The sequence below is a fragment of the Pseudomonas sp. PvP009 genome, assembly GCF_017832995.1.
GTDB lineage: Bacteria > Pseudomonadota > Gammaproteobacteria > Pseudomonadales > Pseudomonadaceae > Aquipseudomonas > Aquipseudomonas syringae.
Window position 1 is genome coordinate 4,608,954 of record NZ_JAFIBG010000001.1, and the last position, 23,563, is coordinate 4,632,516.

At 57.7% G+C, this 23,563-nt stretch carries 20 protein-coding genes and 1 tRNA gene; 11 read left to right on the forward strand and 10 right to left on the reverse strand.

Annotated elements, in window-relative coordinates; genetic code table 11:
* Window positions 1-291 precede the first annotated feature (291 nt).
* The 6 genes from JOE29_RS19910 to hemA form a co-directional block, all read right to left on the reverse strand.
* Window positions 292-810 carry an acyloxyacyl hydrolase gene (locus JOE29_RS19910; protein ID WP_002552154.1) on the reverse strand — a complete coding sequence of 173 codons (519 nt, stop codon included), beginning with the start codon at window positions 808-810 and terminating at the stop codon, window positions 292-294.
* Window positions 811-928: 118 nt separating this feature from the next.
* Window positions 929-1,744: a glutamate racemase gene (gene murI, locus JOE29_RS19915; RefSeq protein WP_032658911.1), complete on the reverse strand. Its 816-nt coding sequence runs from the start codon at window positions 1,742-1,744 to the stop codon at window positions 929-931.
* Window positions 1,737-2,507, reverse strand: coding sequence for a molybdopterin-synthase adenylyltransferase MoeB (locus JOE29_RS19920; protein WP_162885441.1), 771 nt, complete (start codon window positions 2,505-2,507; stop codon window positions 1,737-1,739). Before JOE29_RS19920 ends, murI begins: the two co-directional genes overlap by 8 nt.
* Complete coding sequence (gene prmC / locus JOE29_RS19925; RefSeq protein ID WP_003415040.1) at window positions 2,501-3,334, reverse strand: peptide chain release factor N(5)-glutamine methyltransferase; 834 nt, start codon at window positions 3,332-3,334, stop codon at window positions 2,501-2,503. The genes JOE29_RS19920 and prmC overlap by 7 nt, the downstream gene beginning before the upstream one ends.
* The gene (gene prfA, locus JOE29_RS19930; RefSeq protein ID WP_003317120.1) at window positions 3,335-4,417 is read right to left on the reverse strand and encodes a peptide chain release factor 1; all 1,083 of its coding nucleotides are present in this window, start codon (window positions 4,415-4,417) and stop codon (window positions 3,335-3,337) included.
* Window positions 4,414-5,691, reverse strand: coding sequence for a glutamyl-tRNA reductase (gene hemA, locus JOE29_RS19935; RefSeq protein WP_003317121.1), 1,278 nt, complete (start codon window positions 5,689-5,691; stop codon window positions 4,414-4,416). The genes prfA and hemA overlap by 4 nt, the downstream gene beginning before the upstream one ends.
* Window positions 5,692-5,917: 226 nt before the next feature.
* Between hemA and JOE29_RS19940 the strand changes: the two genes are divergently transcribed.
* The 10 genes from JOE29_RS19940 to ptuB all read left to right on the forward strand — a co-directional run bounded on the left by JOE29_RS19940 (window position 5,918) and on the right by ptuB (window position 15,311).
* Window positions 5,918-7,645, forward strand: a complete 1,728-nt coding sequence (locus tag JOE29_RS19940; RefSeq protein ID WP_074907579.1) for a tetratricopeptide repeat protein — start codon at window positions 5,918-5,920, stop codon at window positions 7,643-7,645.
* A 4-nt stretch (window positions 7,646-7,649) separates the two neighbouring features.
* Window positions 7,650-8,267 carry a lipoprotein insertase outer membrane protein LolB gene (lolB, locus tag JOE29_RS19945; protein WP_003345270.1) on the forward strand — a complete coding sequence of 206 codons (618 nt, stop codon included), beginning with the start codon at window positions 7,650-7,652 and terminating at the stop codon, window positions 8,265-8,267.
* Between the two features lie 2 nt (window positions 8,268-8,269).
* On the forward strand, window positions 8,270-9,118 hold the full coding sequence (ispE, locus tag JOE29_RS19950; protein WP_058445657.1) for a 4-(cytidine 5'-diphospho)-2-C-methyl-D-erythritol kinase: 849 nt from the start codon (window positions 8,270-8,272) through the stop codon (window positions 9,116-9,118).
* A gap of 37 nt (window positions 9,119-9,155) precedes the next feature.
* A tRNA-Gln gene (locus tag JOE29_RS19955) sits at window positions 9,156-9,230 on the forward strand.
* 45 nt (window positions 9,231-9,275) lie between these two features.
* Window positions 9,276-10,217, forward strand: a complete 942-nt coding sequence (locus JOE29_RS19960; RefSeq protein ID WP_003317125.1) for a ribose-phosphate pyrophosphokinase — start codon at window positions 9,276-9,278, stop codon at window positions 10,215-10,217.
* 124 nt (window positions 10,218-10,341) lie between these two features.
* On the forward strand, window positions 10,342-10,956 hold the full coding sequence (locus JOE29_RS19965; protein WP_003317126.1) for a 50S ribosomal protein L25/general stress protein Ctc: 615 nt from the start codon (window positions 10,342-10,344) through the stop codon (window positions 10,954-10,956).
* 164 nt (window positions 10,957-11,120) lie between these two features.
* Window positions 11,121-11,705, forward strand: a complete 585-nt coding sequence (gene pth, locus JOE29_RS19970; RefSeq protein ID WP_003317127.1) for an aminoacyl-tRNA hydrolase — start codon at window positions 11,121-11,123, stop codon at window positions 11,703-11,705.
* 21 nt (window positions 11,706-11,726) lie between these two features.
* Entirely contained in the window at window positions 11,727-12,827 is a 1,101-nt protein-coding gene (gene ychF / locus JOE29_RS19975; RefSeq protein ID WP_003421685.1) for a redox-regulated ATPase YchF, read from the forward strand.
* 380 nt (window positions 12,828-13,207) lie between these two features.
* Window positions 13,208-14,665 carry an AAA family ATPase gene (locus tag JOE29_RS19980; protein ID WP_044312040.1) on the forward strand — a complete coding sequence of 486 codons (1,458 nt, stop codon included), beginning with the start codon at window positions 13,208-13,210 and terminating at the stop codon, window positions 14,663-14,665.
* A gap of 1 nt (window position 14,666) precedes the next feature.
* Window positions 14,667-15,311, forward strand: coding sequence for a retron Ec78 anti-phage system effector HNH endonuclease PtuB (gene ptuB, locus JOE29_RS19985; RefSeq protein WP_074907581.1), 645 nt, complete (start codon window positions 14,667-14,669; stop codon window positions 15,309-15,311).
* Window positions 15,312-15,564: 253 nt separating this feature from the next.
* Here the strand turns inward: ptuB and JOE29_RS19990 are convergent, their stop codons facing one another.
* A complete protein-coding gene (locus JOE29_RS19990; RefSeq protein WP_004419137.1) occupies window positions 15,565-16,983 on the reverse strand; it encodes a mannose-1-phosphate guanylyltransferase/mannose-6-phosphate isomerase in 1,419 nt (472 codons plus the stop codon).
* Window positions 16,984-17,259: 276 nt separating this feature from the next.
* Between JOE29_RS19990 and JOE29_RS19995 the strand changes: the two genes are divergently transcribed.
* Entirely contained in the window at window positions 17,260-18,408 is a 1,149-nt protein-coding gene (locus JOE29_RS19995) for a glycosyltransferase family 1 protein (RefSeq protein WP_210079791.1), read from the forward strand.
* 43 nt (window positions 18,409-18,451) lie between these two features.
* On the opposite strand, the gene JOE29_RS20000 is transcribed toward JOE29_RS19995, so the two are convergent.
* The 3 genes from JOE29_RS20000 to JOE29_RS20010 are packed head-to-tail and all read right to left on the reverse strand — an operon-like array spanning window position 18,452 to window position 22,954.
* Entirely contained in the window at window positions 18,452-19,858 is a 1,407-nt protein-coding gene (locus JOE29_RS20000; protein WP_004402649.1) for a TolC family outer membrane protein, read from the reverse strand.
* Entirely contained in the window at window positions 19,855-21,177 is a 1,323-nt protein-coding gene (locus JOE29_RS20005; protein ID WP_010424836.1) for an HlyD family type I secretion periplasmic adaptor subunit, read from the reverse strand. Before JOE29_RS20005 ends, JOE29_RS20000 begins: the two co-directional genes overlap by 4 nt.
* A gap of 13 nt (window positions 21,178-21,190) precedes the next feature.
* Window positions 21,191-22,954, reverse strand: a complete 1,764-nt coding sequence (locus tag JOE29_RS20010) for a type I secretion system permease/ATPase (protein ID WP_116896055.1) — start codon at window positions 22,952-22,954, stop codon at window positions 21,191-21,193.
* Between the last annotated feature and the right edge of the window lie 609 nt (window positions 22,955-23,563).

The window sequence follows — 23,563 nt, forward strand, 5'->3', positions numbered from 1 at the left end:
CCCACGCGCTGTGCTAAGCGTTATACACAAATCTGTTCTTGATTCTGGCCGAAGGCCGTAGGAGCGGACCGGGCGACGCTTCGCTTGTTCGCGAAGGCGTCAGTTCAGACGAAGTATTTTCGGTGAATATACCGACCCTTTCGCGAACAAGTTCGCTCCTACGCCCTGCGGGCAGAAGCCTGAAAGCGCCGTCACCCGGGCTCTTCTGCGGGGGGGGGGGGGATGGTCCGGAGCGGAGCGTCACGAAATGCATGCCAACGCGGGGCGCTGGCATGAGAGGCAGCTGTTTTATCAGAACGGCATCTTGTAGTGCAGTGCGTAGCTTTCTATACCATCGTTCGGCTCTTTGATGCCGGCGTTGGAGTAGTGGGTCGCACGGATACCGACTTCATGCCCGCCCGCGAAGCGCAGACCAAAACCGATACGGTCTTCGAAGTTGAAGGCAGAACCGAACTTGCGGTCTTCAACCTGGGTGTTGGAGAACACCGAGACGCCGATACCGGCTTCTACGTATGGCTTGACGTTGCCGTTGCCGAATTCGTAGACCAGAACCGGGGAGAACGACAGGCTGTGGTTATCCTTGTAGTCCTTGCCATCCCAGTAGGTGTAAGCGCCATCCCAGTAGCCGGTCAAACGACCGATGTCGCTTTGCAGCCAGGTTTTATCCCAATCAAACTGCACGCCCAGACGATAAGTCATGGTGGACTCGCCGGTCTGACCGACCGAAAACTCAACACCATCAGCCTGCGCGATTGAAGCTTGCCCTGCCAAAGCGGCCGCAATCACGGCCAGGCAAAAGAGTCTCTTCATGAGAAACGTCCTAAATATATTAAATTGTACGAAAAGTGTTGGAATTCATCAGCCGCTTTTATAGAAGCCGCGGAGGCGACGTAAGTTCACCCCAAAAGCGCCTTTTTTCACGTTTTTTTTACAAACGGAAGCTTCTCACATCGCCGACGTTTTGCGACAAAAAAGGTAGGATTTTTCTGAAATTGTCCGGTATGTCACTAGACCAATACACAGTGTCTCGGGAGACACCACTGGCAAGCAGGCCGGACCGCGCCAAAAGACGCTGCAGCTGCCGCGCCACTGCGGCTCCGGTATCGATCAGGGTGACCGACTCCGGGAGCATTTCGCGCAGCAATGGCTTGAGGAACGGATAGTGCGTGCAGCCCAGAATGATCGTGTCACAGCGTGCTGCCAGTAATGGCTCGACATAGTGCTGCAGCAACTGACGGATTTGCGGACTGACCAGGTCGCCGGTTTCGATCAGCTCGACCAGCCCGGGGCACGGCTGGGTCACGACCCGTACATCGTTGGCAAAACGGTCCAGCAAGGCCGCAAAGCGGGCGCTCTGTAGCGTTCCGGTGGTCGCCAGCACACCGACAACGCCGCTGCGGGTTGCCTCGGCAGCCGGTTTGACCGCTGGCTCCATGCCGACAATCGGCCAGTCCGGGTAGCGCTGACGTATATGTGACACACCTGCTGCCGTGGCCGTGTTGCAGGCGACGACCAGCGCCTTGGCACCCTGCTCGCGGAAAAACCCGGCAATCGTCAGGCAACGCTCAATGATGAATTCGGGAGTTTTTTCGCCGTAGGGAATGTGCCCGCAGTCCGCCAGATACAACAGCGACTCGCTGGGCAATAGCTGACGGATTTCATTGAGCACCGACAGACCACCGACCCCGGAATCGAAGATTCCGACTGGCGCATCGCTGCCATGGCTCATATGCACGTCACGCATGCTCGCCCTGCACGCTGGCCGCACCGCAGACGCTGCACGCCGGGTCACGCTTGACCTTCAGTTCACGGAAACGCGTGCTCAAGGCGTCGATCAATAACAGGCGACCGACCATGGGCTCGCCAAAGCCGGCCAGCAGTTTCAACGCCTCCAGCGCCTGCAGGCTGCCAACCAGACCGACCAGCGGCCCGATGACACCGGCCTCGCTGCAGGTCAGTTCGGCTTCGCTGCCATGCCCGTACAGACAATGGTAACAAGGGCTGTCCGCACGACGCGGGTCGAACACCGACAACTGCCCTTCGAGCCGGATGGCTGCTCCGCTGACCAATGGCTTGCCGGCAGCGACACAGGCGGCATTGACTGCTTCGCGAGTGGCGAAATTATCCGAGCAATCCAGCACCAGATCGACGGCCTGTACCGCCGCGTCCAGTGAATCGGTATCCAGCGCTGCGCGATGAGCGACAAGGGTGATCTCGGGATTGATCGCGGTGAGCCGGGCGATGGCCGAGTCTACCTTGGCCTGTCCGATGCTCTGAGTGTCGTGGATGATCTGGCGTTGCAGGTTGGTCAGGTCGACGTGATCGAAATCCGCCAGATGCAGTTCGCCGACCCCTGCGGCGGCCAGATACAGAGCCACCGGCGAGCCAAGCCCGCCGACGCCCACGATCAGCGCACGACTTTGCTTGAGTCGCAGCTGGCCGTCGATATCAACGTGTTGCAGCAGAATCTGGCGACTGTAGCGCAGCAGCTCCTGGTCACTCAGCACGGCTTGCATCCGAACGTGATGCGCTCATGCTCGCCCAGATCACGGCGCGTCTGGATACGCTCGAAGCCCTGGCGAATCAGCAGCTCACGCACCGCTGGCCCCTGATCGTAGCCGTGTTCCAGCAGCAGCCAGCCATCCGCGTTGAGGTGTGCAGGCGCCTGTTCGATGATCGTGCGCAAGTCATCCAGCCCGTCGGAACCGGCCACCAGCGCACTGCTCGGTTCAAAACGCACGTCGCCAGCCGACAGATGCGGATCGGCATCAGAGATGTACGGCGGGTTGCTGATGATCAGGTCGAACTGTCGACCTTGCAGGCCACCGAACCAGTGGCTTTCGAAGACTTCGGCGTTGTTCAGTTGCAAGCGCTGCCGGTTACGTTCGGCCAGCGCGACGGCCTCTGGTACACGGTCAACCGCAGTGACCTTCCATTGCTGGCGTTCGTTGGCCAACGCCAGCGCAATCGCGCCGGTGCCGGTGCCGAGGTCCAGCACCTGAGCCGGCGCGAAGGCAGGCACCAGTTCCAGTGCCGCCTCGACCAGCATTTCGGTCTCGGGGCGCGGGATCAACGTGTGCGGAGCGACTTCCAGGTCAAGTTTCCAGAAGCCCTGCTGGCCGAGGATGTAAGCGACCGGTTCGCCCTTGCGGCGGCGTTCCATGTAGCCGGCGAATGCCACTGCGGCTTCGGTGCTGACGATGCGCTCGGGCCAGGTGTGCAGGAAACTGCGCGGTTTGCCCAGCGCTGCCGCCAGCAGCAACTCGGCATCAAGCCGTGCAGTGGGTGAATCGGGAAGCTCGGCGCTTCTGAGTACACTTGCGATGATGGTCATTTACTCACCCAGTGCCGCAAGTTGATCAGCCTGATATTCAGCGAGTAGCGGCTCTATCACTGCATCGACTCCGCCCGCCAGAACTTCATCCAGCGAATACAAAGTCAGGTTCACGCGGTGATCCGTCACTCGCCCCTGAGGGAAGTTATACGTACGTATGCGCTCGGAACGGTCACCCGAGCCGACCAGCAGCTTACGCTCGCTGGCAATGGCATTGGCCGCCGCGCTGGTCTGCTGATCATTCAGTTTGGCAGATAGCCAGGACATTGCCCGGGCTCTGTTCTTGTGCTGCGAACGCTCTTCCTGACACTCGACGACAATACCCGACGGCAAGTGGGTGATGCGGATCGCCGAGTCGGTTTTGTTGACGTGCTGACCACCAGCGCCCGAAGAGCGATAGGTGTCGACACGCAGGTCGGCAGGGTTGATCTCGATCGCCTGCTGCTCGTCAGGCTCCGGCAACACCGCCACCGTACAGGCAGAGGTATGGATGCGGCCCTGGGATTCGGTCTCCGGGACACGCTGCACACGGTGCGCGCCGGACTCGAATTTCAGCTTGCCGTAGACGCTGTCACCCTCGACGCGCGCAATGACTTCCTTGTAGCCGCCATGCTCGCCTTCGTTTTCGGAAAGAATCTCGACCCGCCAGCCACGCCGCTCGGCGTACCGCGAATACATGCGGAACAGGTCGCCGGAGAAGATCGCCGCTTCGTCACCGCCGGTGCCCGCGCGGATTTCCAGAAACACGTTACGACCGTCATTCGGGTCCTTGGGCAGCAGCATGCGCTGCAATTGCGCTTCCAGCTCGACCAGTTGCTGCTTGGTTTCGCGAACTTCCTCGACGGCCATTTCGCGCATGTCCGGATCACTGTCCTTGAGCAGCGCCTGTGCGCCCTCCAGATCACCCTGCACCCTGAGCAACTGCGCATAGAGCGTAACGACCGGCTCCACTTCGGCGTATTCACGGGAATAGGCGCGAAAGCGTGTCTGATCGCTGATGACTTCCGCGTCGCCAAGCAGCGCGGTCAGTTCCTCGAAACGGTCGCTGAGCACATCCAGCTTATTGAGCAGTGAAGCTTTCATTGCGGGGTTTTATCCGTCGAGCCCTCACCGAGGGCAAATAGTTCCTGGGCCATGGCCAGCGCATCGACGCGGCCTTCGGCAGACAGCTTCTTGAGCTGCACGCTGGGTGCATGCAGCAATTTGTTGGTCAGGCCACGCGCCAGCTGGATCAGTACGTCCTCGGCATTGCTGCCGTTGGCCAGCATACGTTGCGCCTTGCTCAGCTCTTCGTCACGCAGCCGTTCGCTTTGCTGACGATAGGCACGCAGCACGTCGACTGCAGCCAGTTCGCGCAGGCGCGACATGAAGTCCTCGGCACCCACGCTGACCAGTTGCTCGGCGGCCAGCGCCGCGCCCTGACGGCTCTTGAGATTCTCTGCCACCACTTCATGCAGGTCATCGACGCTGTACAGGTAAACATCGTCCAGCTCGCCGACTTCAGGCTCGATATCCCGCGGTACGGCGATATCGACCATGAAAATCGGTTTGTGCTTGCGCAGCTTCAGTGCACTTTCCACGGCGCCCTTGCCCAGAATCGGCAACTGGCTGGCCGTCGAGCTGATCACGATATCGCTGTTGACCAGTTCCGCCGGGATGTCCGACAGCAGCACCGCGTGCGCACCGAACTCGGCGGCAAGCATGCTGGCGCGTTCCAGCGTACGGTTGGCGACCACGATACGCTTGACGCCCAGATCGTGCAGATGCCGGGCGACCAGCGTAATGGTCTCGCCTGCACCGATCAACAAGGCCTGGCTGCGTTGCAAGTCACTGAAAATCTGTTTCGCCAGGCTGACTGCGGCAAAGGCCACAGAGACCGGGTTTTCGCCGATGGCGGTGTCGGTACGCACCTGTTTGGCGGCGCTGAACGTCGCCTGGAACAGTCGACCGAGCAATGGCCCGACCGTGCCGGCTTCGCGGGCAACGGCGTAGGCGGACTTCATCTGGCCGAGAATCTGCGGCTCGCCGAGCACCAGCGAATCGAGCCCCGAGGCGACACGCATCATGTGCCGCACGGCAGCGTCATCTTCGTGCACGTAAGCACTGGCGCGCAGCTCTTCAAGGCTGAGGTGATGATAATTGGCGAGCCAGGCAAGAATACTGTCCGCGCCGAGGTGCTCGTGTTCGATGTACAACTCGCTGCGGTTGCAGGTAGAAAGGATCGCAGCCTCGCGGCTTTCCGTCAGTTGGCAGAGCTGCTGCAATGCCTCGACCAGCTGTTCCGGGGTAAATGCCACACGCTCGCGAACGTCGACCGAGGCGGTCTTATGGTTGATACCGAGTGCAAGGAAGGCCATTCAGGGTCGCAGGTGGTGACGTGAAGCCGGTAATTGTCCTACTTCGATAAGCTCAGAACAACCACCACATATTATTGTCCCACTACAATCGCTCGTCGCAGACCGTGCTTTTGGGTCCGCGACACTGCAAACACACGCATTGCATCAGTTTTTCCGACGGCTGTGGGTTTTGCCAACAGCCTTGTGTCATGATGCTCCCACCGCAGGTAAGCCGCCCTTCTTATATATGAATAGATCCTCCGCGTTGTTCCTTGCTCTTGCCTTTCTAGGCGGCTGTCAGTCCATGACCCCCGCCTCGTCACAGCCTGTGCCCGCTCAAAAGGACGCCCCGCCTGCGCCTGAAGCCAAGCCGCAGGTCTATGGCTCGTTCACTCAGGACACCCTGGTCAGCCTGTTGAGTGCGGAGCTGGCTGGCCAGCGCAACCGCTTCGACATCGCCCTGGACAACTACGTGACCCAGGCGATCAAGACTCAGGATCCGGGAGTCTCGGAGCGCGCTTATCAGATTGCCGAGTACATGGGTGCCGATCAGTCGGCGCTGGATACCGCGCTGATCTGGGCGAGGAACGCACCGGGCAATCTTGAAGCGCAACGAGCCGCCGCCATTCAACTGGCGCGCGCCGGACGTTACGATGACTCCCTTGTGTACATGGAGAGAGTCCTGCAAGGCCAGGGCGACACGCACTTCGATTTCCTGGCCCTGTCGGCGGCCGAAACAGATCCGGACACCCGCAATGGTCTGCTCAAGAGCTTTGACCGACTGCTGGGCAAATACCCGAACAATGGCCAGCTGATTTTCGGCAAGGCGCTGTTGCTGCAGCAGAACGGCGATTCCGAACAGTCGTTGAAACTGCTCGAAGACAACCCGCCGAAAGAAGGTGAAATCGCGCCGATCCTGCTCCACGCCCGTCTGCTGCAAAGCATGAACCGAGGCAAGGAAGCGGTGCCCCTGCTGGAAAAAAGCATCAAGAAATATCCCGACGACAAGCGTCTGCGCCTGACCTATGCGCGCATGCTCGTCGAGCAGAACCGTATGGAAGACGCCAAAGTGCAGTTTTCTGCGCTCTTGCAGCAGTATCCGGATGATGACGAGCTGCGCTTCTCGCTGGCGCTGGTGTGCCTTGAAGCCAAGGCCTGGGACGAAGCAGCAGGTTATCTGGAAGAACTGATCGCCCGCGGCGCGCATGTCGATTCGGCGCATTTGAATCTGGGCCGCATCCACGAAGAGCGCGATGACCCGCAAAGCGCGCTCAACGAATACGCTCAGGTAGGCCCCGGCCCGGACTTCCTCGCGGCGCAATTGCGCCAGGCCGATATTCTGGTCAGCAACGGTAACGGTGCCGAAGCCGCCAAACGGCTGTCAGAAGCCCGCGCCGAAGAGCCCGATTATGCTGTGCAGTTGTACCTGATCGAAGCCGAAACACTGACCAGCAATGATCAACTGGATCGTGGCTGGCAGGTATTGAATCAAGCGCTCAAGCAATACCCGGACGACGCCAACCTGCTGTACACCCGGGCCATGCTGGCTGAAAAACGCAATGATCTGGCGCAGATGGAAAAAGACCTGCGAACCATCATCAAGCGCGAACCGGAAAATGCCATGGCGCTGAATGCGCTGGGCTACACCCTTTCCGATCGCACCACGCGTTATACCGAAGCCCGCGAACTGATCGAAAAAGCCCACAAGATCAGCCCTGACGATCCGGCAGTGCTCGACAGTCTTGGCTGGGTGAACTACCGCCTGGGCAATCTGGACGATGCCGAGCGCTACCTGCGTCAGGCACTCGAGCGCTTCCCCGACCACGAAGTCGCCGCCCACCTGGGCGAAGTACTCTGGGCCAAGGGCGAGCAGCGCGAAGCCAAAAAAGTCTGGGCCAAGGCCCTGGAACAACAACCCGACAGCACCGTCCTGCGCAGCACACTGCGACGCTTGACCGGATCAGAGACCCTTTGACGCTATGTTTTTGCGCCACGTATTAGTATTCAGCCTCATCGCCCTGCTCACCGGCTGCGCCGGCCTCACCTCCCGCGAAGCCGTTCAGGGCAAGGGTGACCCCGCGCAATGGCGCGAGCACAAACAACAACTGAGCAGCCTCGATGGCTGGCAGATCAACGGTAAGGTCGGTATCCGCGCGCCGAAAGACTCCGGCAGCGGCACCCTGTTCTGGCTGCAGCGCCAGGATTACTACGATATCCGCCTGTCCGGCCCGCTCGGTCGTGGCGCAGCGCGCCTGACCGGCAGGCCCGGCGCCGTGGTGCTCGAAGTCGCCAATCAGGGCCGTTACGAAGCCACCTCGCCAGAATCACTGCTGCAGGATCAACTGGGCTGGAAACTGCCCGTGTCTCACCTTGTATGGTGGGTACGCGGTCTGCCCGCACCGGATAGCAAAAGCAACCTGACACTCGATGGCGACAGCCGGCTGGCCAGCCTTGAACAGGATGGCTGGCAGGTGGAATACCTCAGCTACGTCGAACAGAATGGCTATTGGCTGCCGGAGCGCGTCAAGCTGCACGGACAGGACCTTGATGTCACGCTGGTCATCAAGGACTGGCAGCCTCGCAAACTGGGGCAATGACCATGAGCACGCCACAACTGGTTTTGCCTGCCCCGGCAAAACTCAACCTCATGCTGCACATTCTGGGACGTCGTCCTGACGGTTATCACGAACTGCAGACCCTGTTTCAGTTTCTCGATTACGGCGACGAACTGGGTTTTAGCGTTCGCGAAGATGGCGAGATTTGCCTGCAGACCGACGTTCCCGGCGTTCCGCATGACAGCAACCTGATCGTCAAAGCTGCCCGAGCGCTGCAAAAACAGTCCTGCTGCAAACTGGGCATGGACATCTGGCTGGAAAAACGCCTGCCCATGGGTGGCGGTATCGGCGGCGGCAGCTCGGACGCAGCGACCACCCTGCTTGCCCTGAATCATTTATGGCAGCTCGGCTGGGATGAGGATCGTCTGGCGCAACTGGGGCTGACGCTGGGCGCCGATGTACCGGTTTTCGTGCGTGGACATGCCGCTTTTGCTGAGGGCGTCGGCGAAATTCTCACCCCGGTTGACCCGGAAGAATTCTGGTATTTGGTGCTCGTCCCGCAAGTATCTGTAAGTACAGCAGAAATTTTTTCAGATCCGTTGTTGACACGCGACACGCCGCCCATTAAAGTGCGCCCCGTTCCCAAGGGAAACAGTCGAAATGACTGTAAGGCGGTTGTAGAGAGGCGTTACCCAGAAGTACGTAACGCTTTGAATTTGTTAGGTAAATTTACCGAAGCAAAATTAACCGGAACTGGAAGTTGTGTGTTTGGGGCCTTCCCAAACAAAGCTGAAGCTGATAAAGTCTCGGCCCTTCTTACAGAGACCCTTACGGGGTTCGTAGCGAAAGGAAGCAACATCTCGATGTTGCATCGCAAGCTGCAAATTCTGTAGCAGGAATTGAGTGCCAGGCACTCGATTGATTCAATACAGGGGCGTCGCCAAGCGGTAAGGCAGCAGGTTTTGATCCTGCCATGCGTTGGTTCGAATCCAGCCGCCCCTGCCATTTTCTATACTCATCCAGGTTACCCTCAGCCTCTAGGTACTGCGCGTGTCCAAGATGATGGTCTTTACGGGGAATGCCAACCCCGATCTCGCTCGGCGTGTAGTACGTCAGCTGCATATCCCACTGGGTGATGTTTCTGTTGGAAAATTCTCCGACGGCGAAATCAGCACTGAGATTAATGAAAACGTCCGCGGTAAAGACGTCTTTATCATTCAGCCGACCTGCGCACCCACGAACGACAACCTGATGGAACTCGTCGTGATGGCTGATGCCTTCCGTCGCTCCTCAGCGTCCCGAATCACTGCTGTGATTCCCTACTTTGGTTATGCCCGCCAGGATCGCCGTCCGCGCTCCGCACGTGTTGCCATCAGCGCAAAAGTTGTCGCTGACATGCTGACCGTAGTGGGAATCGACCGTGTGCTCACGGTTGATCTTCATGCTGACCAGATTCAGGGCTTCTTCGACATTCCGGTAGATAACATCTACGGCTCCCCCGTTCTGGTGGATGACATCGAAGATCAGCGCTTTGAAAACCTGATGATCGTTTCCCCGGATATCGGCGGTGTCGTGCGTGCACGTGCTGTCGCCAAATCCCTGGGTGTCGATCTCGGTATCATCGACAAACGCCGTGAGAAAGCCAATCACTCCGAAGTGATGCATATCATTGGTGATGTCGAAGGGCGTACCTGCATTCTGGTCGATGACATGGTCGATACCGCCGGCACGCTGTGCCACGCGGCCAAGGCCCTGAAAGAGCATGGTGCTGCCAAGGTCTTCGCCTACTGCACACACCCTGTGCTGTCGGGTCGGGCGATCGAAAACATTGAAAATTCCGTGCTGGACGAACTGGTGGTGACCAACACCATCCCGCTGTCCGCCGCTGCTCAAGCCTGTGGCCGTATCCGTCAACTGGATATTGCCCCTGTAGTCGCCGAAGCGGTTCGCCGCATCAGCAACGAAGAATCGATCAGCGCGATGTTCCGTTAACTGACATCACGCAGACGAAAAGCGCCCCGCCCTGACATCCGGTCAGGGCGGGGCTTTTTTGCCCATACCATCCGAGCGCTGGTCGCAAACGCAACGGTGGATGTGGTTAATTTGGAGATACAACATGAACGAATTTACCCTGAATGCAGAACAGCGTTCCGACCTGGGGAAAGGTGCGAGCCGCCGCCTGCGTCGTCTCGCTAGCCTGGTTCCAGCTGTCGTCTACGGTGGCGACAAAGCCCCCGAGTCCATCAGCATGCTGGCCAAAGAAGTTGCCAAACTGCTGGAAAACGATGCGGCCTACAGCCATATCATCGAGCTGAACGTTGGTGGCAAGAAGCAAAACGTCATCATCAAGGCGCTGCAACGTCACCCGGCCAAAGGCCACGTGATGCACGCTGACTTCGTGCGCGTTATTGCCGGCCAGAAACTGACCGCAATCGTGCCGATCCACTTCCTGAACGAAGAAGCTCCGGTCAAGAAAGGCGGCGAGATCTCGCACACTACCACTGAACTGGAAGTGACCTGCCTGCCGAAAGACCTGCCTGAGTTCATCGAAGTTGATCTGGGCGCGCTGGAAGTAGGTGACAACGTTCACCTGTCCGAACTGAAAGCCCCTAAAGGCGTTGAGTTCGTCGCTTTGGCACACGGTACTGACCTGGCAATCGCCAACGTCCACGCACCGCGTATCGTCAAAGACGAAGAAGAAGGTGAAGCGGAAGAAGGCGCTGCCGAGTAATTCATTACTTGGTAACGTCGGAGTTGCTCAGGAGACATCGCGAGCGATAGCAGGCAAAGCGGGCGAGATCGCTGAGTTTACATCATGGTAAATGAGCAGTTTTCGTCCACATTGCCGCTGTCGCCAGCGGTTCAACCCTCAACTCCAAAGGAAGAGCCCCTGTCGTGACCGCCATACAACTGATCGTGGGCCTGGGAAATCCAGGCGCCGAATACGAACAGACCCGGCATAACGCAGGGGCTTTTTTTGTTGAGCGTATTGCTGCGGCGCAACGAGTCAACCTCGTTCCCGAGCGCAAATTCTTTGGCCTGACCGGGCGCTTCACGCACCAGGGTCAGGATGTTCGTCTGCTGATTCCCACCACGTACATGAACCGCAGCGGCCAGGCTGTCGCGGCACTCGCCGGCTTTTATCGCATCCCGGTCGAGTCGATTCTGGTGGCGCATGACGAACTTGACCTGCCTCCGGGCGTTGCCAAACTCAAAGTGGGCGGCGGCCATGGCGGTCATAACGGTCTGCGCGACATCATTGCGCAGCTCGGCAACCAGAACACATTCCATCGCTTGCGGCTTGGCATTGGCCACCCGGGCGATGCCAGCAAGGTATCCGGCTTTGTCCTGGGTCGAGCGCCACGCGCCGAACAGGAAAAACTGGACGCCAGTATCGACTTTGCCCTCGGCGTGCTGCCGGATATCTTCGCCGGTGAATGGAACCGGGCGATGAAAAACCTGCACAGCCAGAAGGCCTGACATCACTCGAGGGGAAACACCATGGGATTCAATTGCGGCATCGTCGGCCTGCCTAACGTCGGCAAGTCCACCCTGTTCAACGCCCTGACCAAATCTGGTATCGCGGCCGAGAACTTCCCCTTCTGCACCATCGAACCGAACAGCGGTATCGTGCCGATGCCCGATCCGCGCCTGGCGGCCCTGGCAGCCATCGTCAACCCGAAACGCATCCTGCCGACCACCATGGAGTTCGTCGACATCGCCGGCCTCGTGGCAGGCGCTTCGAAGGGCGAAGGCTTGGGCAACAAGTTTCTCGCCAACATCCGCGAGACCGATGCCATCGCTCACGTGGTGCGCTGCTTTGAAGACGAGAACGTGATTCACGTTTCCAACAGCGTCGACCCCAAGCGCGACATCGAGATCATCGATCTGGAACTGATCTTCGCCGACCTCGACAGCTGCGAGAAGCAACTGCAAAAGGTCACCCGTAACGCCAAGGGCGGCGACAAGGAAGCAGTGGTCCAGAAAGGCCTGCTGGAACAGTTGATTGCACACTTCAGCGAAGGCAAGCCTGCACGCAGCCTGATGAAGAGCATGAGCAACGACGAGAAAGCCACCATCCGTGGCTTCCACCTGCTGACCACCAAGCCGGTCATGTACATCGCCAACGTCGCCGAAGACGGTTTCGAGAACAACCCGCTGCTGGACGTGGTCCGCGCCATCGCCGAAGAAGAAGGCGCAATGCTGGTGCCGGTCTGCAACAAGATCGAAGCCGAAATCGCCGAGCTCGATGACGGCGAAGAGAAGGACATGTTCCTCGAAGCCCTGGGCCTCGAAGAACCCGGCCTGAACCGCGTGATTCGCGCTGGCTACGAAATGCTCCACCTGCAGACCTACTTCACCGCAGGCGTCGAAGAAGTCCGCGCCTGGACCGTCCGCGTCGGCGCCACCGCACCACAAGCCGCAGGCGTGATCCACACCGACTTCGAAAAAGGCTTCATCCGCGCCGAAGTGGTGGCGTATGACGACTTCATCCAGTTCAAGGGGGAGTCAGGTGCCAAGGAAGCCGGCAAGTGGCGTCTGGAAGGCAAGGAATACATCGTTAAAGACGGTGATGTGATGCATTTCCGGTTTAACGTGTAAGTTGTAAATAACATTGCAGGTGATTGCGTAAGCGCGTGTAGCCGCTAGAAACTTGCGCAGAAAGCCCCGCTTTGTGGGGCTTTTGCGTTTCTATGAGTTGCATGCGTTTGTGCCAGCATGCAGAAAAATCGGCCACACCGGTGTATGTGAAAAGCTTTTTCGCCCCCACACTCGTCGATAGGCTATGCGTTCCCTTATGAGTTAGTAGGTCTTTGGCTTCAGAGCTACTCGGCTGCGCTTTCACTTCGCATTGGCAGCTTGGGGGATAAAACTGGCACTTTAGCGAATCAGGAAATCTATTCAGGATTTCCTGCATGTGGCTACGCTGGGGGCTTGGTCAACAGGTAGACTATGGCTTTAGGCGCCGGTCTGGAGATCTCATGGGCACGCAGGACAATATGGCGAGTGCCGGAATAAATTCGCTTCGGCTTTCGCGGTTGCGGCTACGTGATTTCCGCAGCTTCGAAACAATTGATATAGACTTTCATCCGCGCTTGACCGTTCTGGTTGCTGCCAACGGAACAGGCAAGACGTCCATCCTAGACGCCATCGCTGTTGCCTTCGGCCCCTACGTAGGGGCGTTCGACGAGGCGGTGGGCAAACATCTGGAACCTAGCGATATCCGCCAATTTCGTGCTAGGCGAACCACTACAAACGAAATGGAATACGCACCTCAAGGTGCTCGGATCGAGGCGACAGGGGTCATTCCTGGCAGCTTGCCGGATCAGTTGTCCGATGATCTGTTGCCCACCATTTGGCGTCGTCATTTATCAAGCACGACCAAGACTAAAACCTCGATCAAAGACGCCAAGGAGTTGGTGAACTATGGCAAGCGCATGCAGGAAGCGGCGCGTACACCGGACACCGAGGTCGTTCTGCCACTCATTGCGTACTACGGCACAGGGCGGCTGTGGCAGCAGAAGAAACTGACAGACGCAAAGAACATTCAACGCACTTCCAGAACCGTGGGCTATACCGACTGCCTGGATCCAGCCTCTAGCTATAAATCGTTTGTGCAGTGGTTTCGCTACTGGAGCCTGAATGCCAAAGAAGCCCAACTCAAAGCGCTTGAAGCCGGGGTCAGCATTGCCAAAACTGAATTCGACGACTACATCCAGTCAGTTAGTCGCGCAGTGAATGCTTGTATCCAGCCAGCAGGCTGGAGCGGCATTCAATACTCTTTCACTCGTGACACATTGGTCGCCCGCCATGAGCAGTTTGGGGAGTTGCCCGTCGAGTGGCTTAGCGACGGCATTCGCAATATGATTGGTATGGTTGCCGATATCGCGTTCCGTGCGACCAAGCTCAACGGGCATCTCGGCGCGCAGGCAGCTCAAGAAACTCCCGGCGTGTTGCTGATAGACGAAGTCGACATGCATCTGCATCCGGAATGGCAACAAGTGGTGCTGCTCAATCTGACCGAAGCATTTCCGGCCATGCAGCTTATCGTTACCACCCACAGTCCTCAGGTGTTGAGCACAGTATCCTCGAACAGCGTTCGAATCTTGCGCACCGAAATCGATCCGGAGACCTCTAGTCGAATTACCAGCGTCAGCGAGCCGCAGTGGCAGACTCGGGGCGTTGCCAGCTCCGACCTGCTCGCTCGTATCATGGGTGTGGACCCAGTTCCTAACGTGCCTGAAGCATCATGGGTTTCCGACTATCAGGCACTGATTCAACAGAACCTCCACGAGCAACCCGAAGGAGTCGAGTTGAGAACAAAGCTAGAATCTCATTTCGGTGCTGACCACCCAATTATTCGCGAATGTGAGCGACAAATACGCTTGCAGGCCATTAAGCAACGTCTTCCACGCGATCTCGGCAACCGGGAGTATTGAGATGCGTCGTCTATGTCGACAGGATGAACCTCCTTCTGGGCTAAGGCGTTACCGACACGGCAAAGATAAGTGGACTCGTACATGCCCGACACAAGAGGAACGCGACGGTATCTGGGCATCTTTAGAGCTCATGCAAGGTCCACGATGTGCTTACTGTGAAGGACCGATTGCCCCACAAAACCGTCATATCGAGCACTTTCGCCAACGGGATCGGTATCCGCAAGGTACTTATGACTGGAACAATCTGTTCGGATCTTGCGAGCGCGTCAGCACCTGTGGAAAGGCCAAGGACCGATGCGGAATCTACCCACCGGAAGTACTGATTAAACCAGACATAGAAGACCCGGATGCTTTTCTGGTGTTCACGCCCGGCGGAACGGTGGAACCACGGGCAGGCTTGAGCGCAGGCGATCATCTTCGCGCATGCGAAACAATCCGTATTCTCGGGCTGGGAGGCGCGCTGAACGAAATTCGGCGTGCGGAACTTAGCGGCTATCTCCAGACCTTGGAATATTTTGTTGAAATCGCCGAAGCGTTTCCTGAAGACGAGGAATGGATACAGGAGTTGCAACAAGAAGTGAGCAACGCCGCGCAGTTGCCGTACGCGACTGCAATCAGACATGTCCTTACTCGACAGAGTGAGTAACGGGGAAGCCTTCACACTGGATGCGGTTACAACGCCTAAGCCTTTGCAAAGGTAGTTGATGGGTGGTCTTTCCATCAGTTACTGCAATCAGCATCATCAGGAGGGTCGGGTACTACCTCACCCGCTACATCACAAAGCCCCGCAATCGGGGCTTTGGAGTATCCATACCCACGCGGTGCTGGCACACGGAAACGAAAAACGCCCCGCAAACAGGTTTGCGGCGCGTTCGGACCAGCATGCAGCGGATGCCGGATTACTTCTTCAGACGACCGTAACGGTCTTCAAAGCGCACGATGTCGTCTTCGCCCAAGTACGAGCCGGACTGCACTTCGATCAGCTCCAACGGCACCTTGCCAGGGTTGGCCAGCGAGTGCTTGACGCCCAGCGGGATGTAAGTGGACTGATTCTCGGAAAGGATCAGTTCCTGATCGTCGCAGATAACCTTGGCGGTACCGGATACAACGATCCAGTGCTCGGCGCGGTGGTAGTGCATCTGCAGCGACAGGCACTCGCCTGGTAGTACGCTGATGCGCTTGACCTGATAACGCTCGCCGAGATCGATCGTGTCGTAGTGGCCCCACGGGCGGTTGACCAGTGGATGAGTGACGAACTCGGGACGCTCTTCTGCCTGCAGACGCTTGACCACGTCCTTGACCTGCTGGCTGTTGTGCTTGTTGGCAACCAGGACGGCGTCCTTGGTTTCGATGACGATCAAGTCCTCGACGCCGACAGTGGCTACCAGTCGATGGTGCGACTGCACCAGGCAGTTGCGCGTGTCGATGGCCATCACGTCGCCTTCAAGGCGGTTGGCGTTCTCGTCGTGCGGGCCCACGTCCCAGATCGCTGCCCAACTGCCCAGATCGTTCCAGCCTGCGTCCAAAGGTACGACCAGACCGAGATCGGTGTGCTCCATGACCGCGTAGTCCACTGACTCATCAGCGCACAAGGCAAACTTCTCGGACGAGACGTGCAGGAAGTAGCTGTCGGCATCGGAGTCAGCCAAGGCTACGCGGCATGCAGACAAGATGTCGGAGCGATGCTTTTTCAGCTCAGCCAGGAACACCGAGGCACGGAACATGAACATACCGCTGTTCCACAGGTAAGCACCCGAGGACAGGTATTCGGCAGCCATTTCCGGCGAAGGCTTCTCCTTGAACGCCTCGATCGCGAAGCCACCCTGAGCAATGGATTCACCACAGTGGATGTAGCCAAAACCGGTTTCAGCGTGAGTCGGTGTAATACCGAAAGTCACCAGACGACCCGCCTCGGCATGCACCTGAGCAACCGCTACCGCTTGTCGGAAAGCTTCTTCGTCGTGGATATGGTGATCGGCAGCCAGTACCAGCAGGATCGGGTCAGTGCCATCAGCCGTTGCTTCGAGCGCAGCCAGAGCGATGGCCGGCGCGGTGTTGCGGGCGAGCGGCTCGAGGATGACACGACGACTGCCCATCTTCGCAACACGTAGCTGCTCGGCGACGATGAAGCGGTGATTTTCGTTGCTCACAACAACCGCAGGCGCGTGTTCAAGACCTTTCAGGCGAGCCAGTGTGCGTTGAAACATGGTTCCCTGATCCTGGCCATCAAGGGCAAGAAACTGCTTCGGGAAACTCTGCCGCGACAAAGGCCATAACCGCGAACCACTACCGCCAGCCAGAATTACAGGGGTGAACATAGATGCTCCATTCTTGGGCCACTAGGGCGTGGCAAAGGCCCATTATCCGGGTGCTCTGGCTGCTAAGCAACATGAAGGCCACAACAATATGCCTACCATTCAGTAACTCCGCCGCCGCAACTGCTCACCACCCCGTGCGAGCCGGGTCGCCCCATGTTAGTCTGCGCGCCCGATTCCGCAGCCGATTCCGCATATCCGCCGCACGCAAGCGTAATCCGCTGCCCTGGTACACCATTGAGAAGTGATGTAATTGATCGACATCGAGAACGACAGAACATGGATATAGGCTTGAGTTGTACTGTCTGGGCGAAAGGTGAACGTGCCGGCCATCTGGACGGCATCGGCATATATTCCCGGGCGCTCTGGCACAACCTGGACAAGCTGAGTCAGGCTGAAGATATCCACGTCAAACCTTACGCTTTCGGCAAGCAACTGCCAGTGCTGGCCTGTGGTCAGCCACAACAGTTGTCCAGCGACTACCGCATTCATGCGGTGCTCAGCAGCGTACTCAAACTGCCATTGGGTAACTCAGCAAGCATCGCCAAAGACGTTCAGCTGTTCCATGCCACGGATCATCACATACCGCGGATCAAAGGCGTGCCTGTCGTCGCCACGATCATGGACATGATTCCGGTATTACACCCGGAATGGATCAAGCAAGACCTCAAGCGCCTGAAAAGCTGGCTGTTCACAACCAGCATTAAACGTGCCGATCACATCATCACCATCTCCGAATACAGCAAGCAGGACATGATTAGCCACCTGGGCATCGCACCAGAGCGCATTAGCGTCACGCCCCTGGGCGTGGACCCTGTGTATTTCCAGCGCATCGGCGCCGCCGAGCGCAACAGTGTGCTGGGCATGTATGGCCTCAAACCCGGCTTTTTTCTGGTAGTCGGCACACTGCAGCCTCGCAAGAACCTGCAGCGCGTGCTTGAAGCCTTCCAGCAACTGCCCGCACAGGTACGTAAAGAGCATCCGTTGGTGATTGTCGGGCGTGACGGTTGGAGCAACGAAGAACTGTTACCGCAGCTTGAGGCGTTGCAGCAACGTGGCGAAGGTCGCTGGCTGAGTTATTTGCCACAGAATGAAGTACTGGCACTGCTGCAAAGTGCCGGAGCGCTGGTGTTTGCTTCGCTGTATGAAGGGTTCGGCCTGCCGGCCATCGAGGCGTTCGCGGCACAATGTCCGCTAATTGCATCCAACAATTCTTCACTGCCGGAAGTGACCGGCGATGCAGCATGGGCTGTCGACCCGCACAGTGCAGAAAGCATCAGCACTGCAATGCTCGCCGTCCTGGAACAGCCTGAAGAACGTGAGCGCAAGGTTCAGTCAGGGCTGGGGCGTGCGCGTCATTTCAGTTGGGATGCCTGTGCGCAGAACACGCTGGATATCTACCGCAAGGTGCTGGCGGCTCGTCGCTAGAAGAGCCACCAGGCACAAGCCCTGCAGCGCGCCGCGGGTGCGATCAGGGCGTCTTTTTCAAGGCCGAGTCCGCAGCCTTCTCGACTGCCGGATTGGTACCGCCCAGCCAGACATTGACGCTGTCGACACTCTCCTGTGGCGGGCGGCCTGCCCATCGATTGAGGATGAACAGGTTGGTGATGAAGTCGTACTGCGCCTTGAGCAGGTCACGCCGCGCCTTGAACTCGTTCTGCACGCTGGTCAGCACATCGACCGCGTTAACGACACCATAAGAAAAGGCTTTTTGCGCCGCAATGCTCGATTGCTCTGACGATGCCAGCGCATTCTTGTTGGCGCGGATCTTCTCGACACTGGAAAACGCCGTCAGGTAGGCGTTGGTGGTTTCCTTGACCACCTGACGGCGCACGCTTTCCACATCCTGCTCGGTAGCCAGCTGCTCGTTGTACAGTCCACGCACCCGCGCAGAGGTCGAGCCGCCGCTGTAAATCGGCACGCGCACACCGATCGTCGCCACATAGCTGTCGCTGCGCGGTGACAGGGTGTTGTCATAGCCCACGTCACTTTGCTGGGCACCCAAAGTAAAGGTCAGGGTCGGATAATGCCCGCCCTTGCCTTCACGTACCGCCGCGTTGGCGACGTCGAGGCTGCTTTCCCGCGCCTTGAGCAACGGGTTGCTGTCGATGGCCTGCGCCACCCAGGTGTCCATCGATTTGGACGGCACCTGCAGCGCAATGTCGTTTCTGATGCGGCTCAGCGGCTCAGTGATCGGCCGGCCGACAATTTCAGAGAGCGCAGCACGGCTGAGCCTGATCTGGTTGCGGGCATCAACCTCTTGTGCGGCCAGCAAATCGACACGCGCCTTCAAGTCCAGCAGATCAGTGACCACGGCCATCTTTTTTTCGTACATCGCACTGACCCGATCCAGGCTCTTTTGCGTCGCCCGGCGCTCGGCCATGATCAGCTCGAGTTCATCGTCGGCAGACAGCGCCTGGAAATACCGTTTGGCCAGGTCCACCGTGGCTTCAGCCTGGGCATCTTCAGCCTGATGGCCTTTCTGCTCCGTCGTGCTCTTGGCCTTCTGGTAGGTTTCCCAGGCCTGCTTGTTGTACAGGTACTGGGTCAGATTGAGCGAATAACTGGAGTTGTTATAGATCTCGCGCTGCGTGTCGTCCTTGCGCAGGATCCGGTTGTAACTGCCGTTTGCAGTGACCTGCGGCAACAGCCCGCCGAACGCATCGCGCTCGCTGTCGACTGCAGACTGGGCACGCAGATAGGCGGACAGCATGCGCGGATCTTCCAGACGCGCCTCGCGATACAGCTTCATCAGATCCACGGCGTATGCCGAAGCGCTGGTGACCTGGGGTGCAGCGGGCTGCGTAGGGTCTGCATGGACCTGAACGCTGGCCAGCCCGAGAGAAAGGAACACAGGAACGAAGCGCAGCACGATCATTCCTCGATCATCGATTTGATAAACACATTGGACGCCGGCTTCAACAGGTATTGGAGCATGGTCCGTTCTCCAGCATTGATCAGCACTTCAGCGGGCATGCCCGGCTGCAACTTGCGGTCGCCAAGACGCTTCATGCCTTTCTCGGTAAGCTTTACCCGAACCAGGTAATACGGCTCACCGGCATCGTCTTTCAAACGGTCAGCGGAGATACGCGTCACCTCCCCCTCGATGACAGGAGTGGTAGCACTGTTGAAGGCGCTGAAGTGAACGTCTGTCAGCTTGCCGATGGAAATCCGGTCAATGTCGTTGATAGCCACATGAGCCTCAACGACCAGCTCGGAAGATTCCGGCACGATATCCAGCAATGGCGTACCGGCGCTGACTACTCCGCCCACCGTATGAACTTTCATGTCCAGAACCATACCGTCCTCAGGAGCCCGAATGACCACGCGAGACAGACGGTCCTGCAGCGCGGTAGCAGTCTCCTGCAAATCGAATACCTTGGCCTGCACATCGCTCAACTCTTTCGCCACGTCAGAGCTGAAGTTCTTGTTCAACTGAATGATCTGCAGTTCGGTCTCGCTGATCTGCAACTGAGTCTTGGTAATAGTGGACTCGTGATCGGCCACTTCGGACTTGAGCATGTCTAGCTTGCGCTCCTGCTCAAGCAAGCGCTGCTTGTCGACAAAGCCCTGGGACAGCAGATCCTTCAGCTCGGTGATCTCACTGCTGTAGGATTTTTCAAGGCTGATCTTGGTGCGGATCATGTCTCGCAGACCACTTATCTGCTGCTTCAATTGCCCGATGCGTTCGCGTTGTACCGATATCTCGGTCAGGCGGGAATTTTTCCGGGTGCTGAATACCTGTTGCTCGCCTGCTATGGCTTCTTTGGCGCGCACGCTGTCCGTACCACTGATGGTCAGTGGCGGAATCGAGGGCAGTTCGTCGCGCTCGGCGCGCAGTCGCGCTTCCCTGGCCTGGGTGGAAATCAGCTGATTACGGGTCGACTCGTATTGAGAGCGCAATTGCGAGTCGTCCAATACGATCAGCGGATCACCCTTATGCACGGTGTCCCCATCACGGACGAGCAGTTCCTTGACGATCCCGCCTTCAAGATGCTGAACCGTCTTGCGATAACTCTGCACCATCACGACACCTGAGCCGTAAACCGCGTTACCCAGCGGGGCCAGCGCCGCCCAAGTACCGAACAGGCCGAAGGTGACCAGTACGATCGCCACACCGATCCGGCGAATCCCGCGATCGGAGGTGGGCATGTCATCCGTGTGCGTATCGAGCGTGGATATTGTCTTAATGCTCATTCATGAATTCCTTTCACGCGCCAGGTTGCGCGGGTTGCGCCGGTGCCACACCGGTGGCTGCCGGAGCCACCCGCTGCTGGGCTTGCTGAGCCTTGGCCTGTTGCTGTGCCAGCTCGGCAATGACCTGATCACGCGCGCCGTACAAAGTAATGGTGCCGGCATTCATGACCATTACCCGGTCAAGCCGCGACAGAATATTGGGACGGTGAGAGACGATGAATACCGTGGCACCTGACTCCTTGATCAGTTGCAGCGCCACGCTCAGAGCGCGCTCGCCGACTTCATCGAGATTGGAGTTGGGTTCATCCAGCACAATCAACCGCGGGCTGCCGTAGATAGCCCTGGCCAGACCGATGCGTTGCCGCTGCCCACCGGAAAGGTTGACGCCTTCACTGCCGATCACGGTGTCGTAGCCGTCGGGCAGTTGCAGGATCATTTCATGCACACCAGCAGTACGCGCCGCCAGAACGACTTTCTCGGGATCGACCTTGGTAAACCGGGCAATATTATCGCTGATGCTGCCCTCGAACAGTTCGATGTCCTGCGGTAGATAACCCAGGTGCGGGCCAAGCTTCTGTTTGTCCCAGGCACTGATGTCGGCTCCGTCCAGGCGCACCGTACCGTGCTGTGCGGGCCAGATGCCCAACAGGGCTCTTACCAGTGTCGATTTGCCTGCCGCGCTCGGCCCGACAATACCCACGATGGTGCCAGCTGGCGTTACGAAGCTGATATTGCGAATAATCGGATTTTTGCCGCCAGGGGGAGTGACTACCAGATTTTCGACCTGAATATGCCCTTCCGGATCAGGCAAAGCCATGCGATCCGGCTCGTTATGCAGCTTTTCAAGCGTTTCGTTCAAACGGTTGTACTGCACGCGGGCAGCAACAAAACCTTTCCAACTGCCGATAATCTGATCGACCGGAGCCAAGGCTCGCCCCAACAGCAGCGAACCAGCCATCATCAAACCGGGATTGATCTGGTGAGTAATCACTAGGTAAGCACCTAGTGCCAGCATAATCGACTGCGACCAGTTTCTGAACGTCCTGGATATCGAGCTTATTACGCCACCTTTGTCGCTGGCATCAGACTGAAGGACCAACACTCTGCGCTGGCGCTTTCCCCAGCGGGCCATCAACGTGTCGAGCATGCCCATCGACTCAATGACTTCGGCATTGCGCAGGTTCTTGGTAGTTTGCAGGTTCGCCGTGACGTTTTGCTGGTTAGCTTCTACCAGTGCTTTACCAGTGTAGCGCTGGTTCAGGTAAGCCAGCACTACAAGCACTAGCGCAGAGCCTACGGTCATCCACCCAAACCAGGGATGAAACATGAACATAACGGCGGTATAGATGGGCAGCCATGGCGCATCAAAAAAAGCGAAAAGGCCATTGCCAGTAAGGAACTGGCGAAGCGACGTCAGGTCATTGAGCGACTGAGCCGAAGCGTCCATACCACCACTGCTCAAAGCCCTTTTGAAGCTTGCACGGTATACGTCGCGACTGAGGAGAACATCCAGTCGATTGCTGACGCGGACCATTATTCTGGAGCGTACCCACTCCAGAGAGCCCAGCGTCACCATCAAAATAGTCATGATCAGCGTTAGCATGATCAGAGTGGGGGCGCTGCTACTGGGCACCACCCTCCCGGAAACCTGGATCATGTAAAAAGTGGGGACCAACATCAAGGCATTTACGAACAGACTGAAGAAACCGACTGAGATAAAGCTGCCTCTGCAAGCCTTGAGGGCTACCTGCAAATTATTTTCGTGTGAACGACTCATAGAATCCGTACTGATGAGAGATCGGTGAACGCGCGGCAGTGTAGCACCTGCTTTTAAAGCAACGCAGCATTAAGGCGCGATCAAAATACGCAAAAGGCAGCCAGATACAAGTGAAGGTTTCCTGGACGTCAAGGTTCGTCCGCATCACCCACGCGGCGCCAGATACTTGCACAAACGTTGAAATTTCGTTTTTTCAATCTTACAGCGCAAATAAAAGCGTGCAATGCAAAAACTGTCATATACGTATGAGTGCAGTAACGGGCTATGGATAAGACCCAAATATAGTTTTTATGGGCGGAACGTCAGCATAGCAAGACGCTCAACCCTAAAAGCTTAAACGTTTCTCCTGCAGCGGATTGTAGGACGATTACAACTATTGACCTCAAACCCAGCGTTCAGCGACGAACGGGCTTACGTCATCTTGGAAACATCTAGAATCACTACTAAAGAGCATAAGCAGAGACCTAAAAAACCTATGGCTTTCGGCCACCTACCGGCCCAGCAGCACCGTTCTTGAGCGAAATATGAGTGTCAGAAATTTCCCACATTAGCCGACGAAAAATCATCGGATTCAAATTGACTTTTCCTACCAAAGGACTACTCTCGCAG

Bases quoted from the DNA above. Each gene is read 5' to 3' on its own strand.
- murI (WP_032658911.1), bottom strand. From the start codon at position 1,744: ATGCGTGACGTGCATATGAGCCATGGCAGCGATGCGCCAGTCGGAATC.
- hemA (WP_003317121.1), bottom strand. From the start codon at position 5,691: ATGGCCTTCCTTGCACTCGGTATCAACCATAAGACCGCCTCGGTCGAC.
- JOE29_RS19965 (WP_003317126.1), top strand. From the start codon at position 10,342: ATGAACGAATTTACCCTGAATGCAGAACAGCGTTCCGACCTGGGGAAA.
- JOE29_RS19995 (WP_210079791.1), top strand. From the start codon at position 17,260: ATGGATATAGGCTTGAGTTGTACTGTCTGGGCGAAAGGTGAACGTGCC.
- ptuB (WP_074907581.1), top strand. From the start codon at position 14,667: ATGCGTCGTCTATGTCGACAGGATGAACCTCCTTCTGGGCTAAGGCGT.
- lolB (WP_003345270.1), top strand. From the start codon at position 7,650: ATGTTTTTGCGCCACGTATTAGTATTCAGCCTCATCGCCCTGCTCACC.
- JOE29_RS19990 (WP_004419137.1), bottom strand. From the start codon at position 16,983: ATGTTCACCCCTGTAATTCTGGCTGGCGGTAGTGGTTCGCGGTTATGG.
- prmC (WP_003415040.1), bottom strand. From the start codon at position 3,334: ATGACCATCATCGCAAGTGTACTCAGAAGCGCCGAGCTTCCCGATTCA.
- JOE29_RS19940 (WP_074907579.1), top strand. From the start codon at position 5,918: ATGAATAGATCCTCCGCGTTGTTCCTTGCTCTTGCCTTTCTAGGCGGC.
- JOE29_RS19910 (WP_002552154.1), bottom strand. From the start codon at position 810: ATGAAGAGACTCTTTTGCCTGGCCGTGATTGCGGCCGCTTTGGCAGGG.
- ychF (WP_003421685.1), top strand. From the start codon at position 11,727: ATGGGATTCAATTGCGGCATCGTCGGCCTGCCTAACGTCGGCAAGTCC.
- ispE (WP_058445657.1), top strand. From the start codon at position 8,270: ATGAGCACGCCACAACTGGTTTTGCCTGCCCCGGCAAAACTCAACCTC.
- JOE29_RS20010 (WP_116896055.1), bottom strand. From the start codon at position 22,954: ATGAGTCGTTCACACGAAAATAATTTGCAGGTAGCCCTCAAGGCTTGC.
- JOE29_RS20000 (WP_004402649.1), bottom strand. From the start codon at position 19,858: ATGATCGTGCTGCGCTTCGTTCCTGTGTTCCTTTCTCTCGGGCTGGCC.
- JOE29_RS19980 (WP_044312040.1), top strand. From the start codon at position 13,208: ATGGGCACGCAGGACAATATGGCGAGTGCCGGAATAAATTCGCTTCGG.
- JOE29_RS20005 (WP_010424836.1), bottom strand. From the start codon at position 21,177: ATGAGCATTAAGACAATATCCACGCTCGATACGCACACGGATGACATG.
- prfA (WP_003317120.1), bottom strand. From the start codon at position 4,417: ATGAAAGCTTCACTGCTCAATAAGCTGGATGTGCTCAGCGACCGTTTC.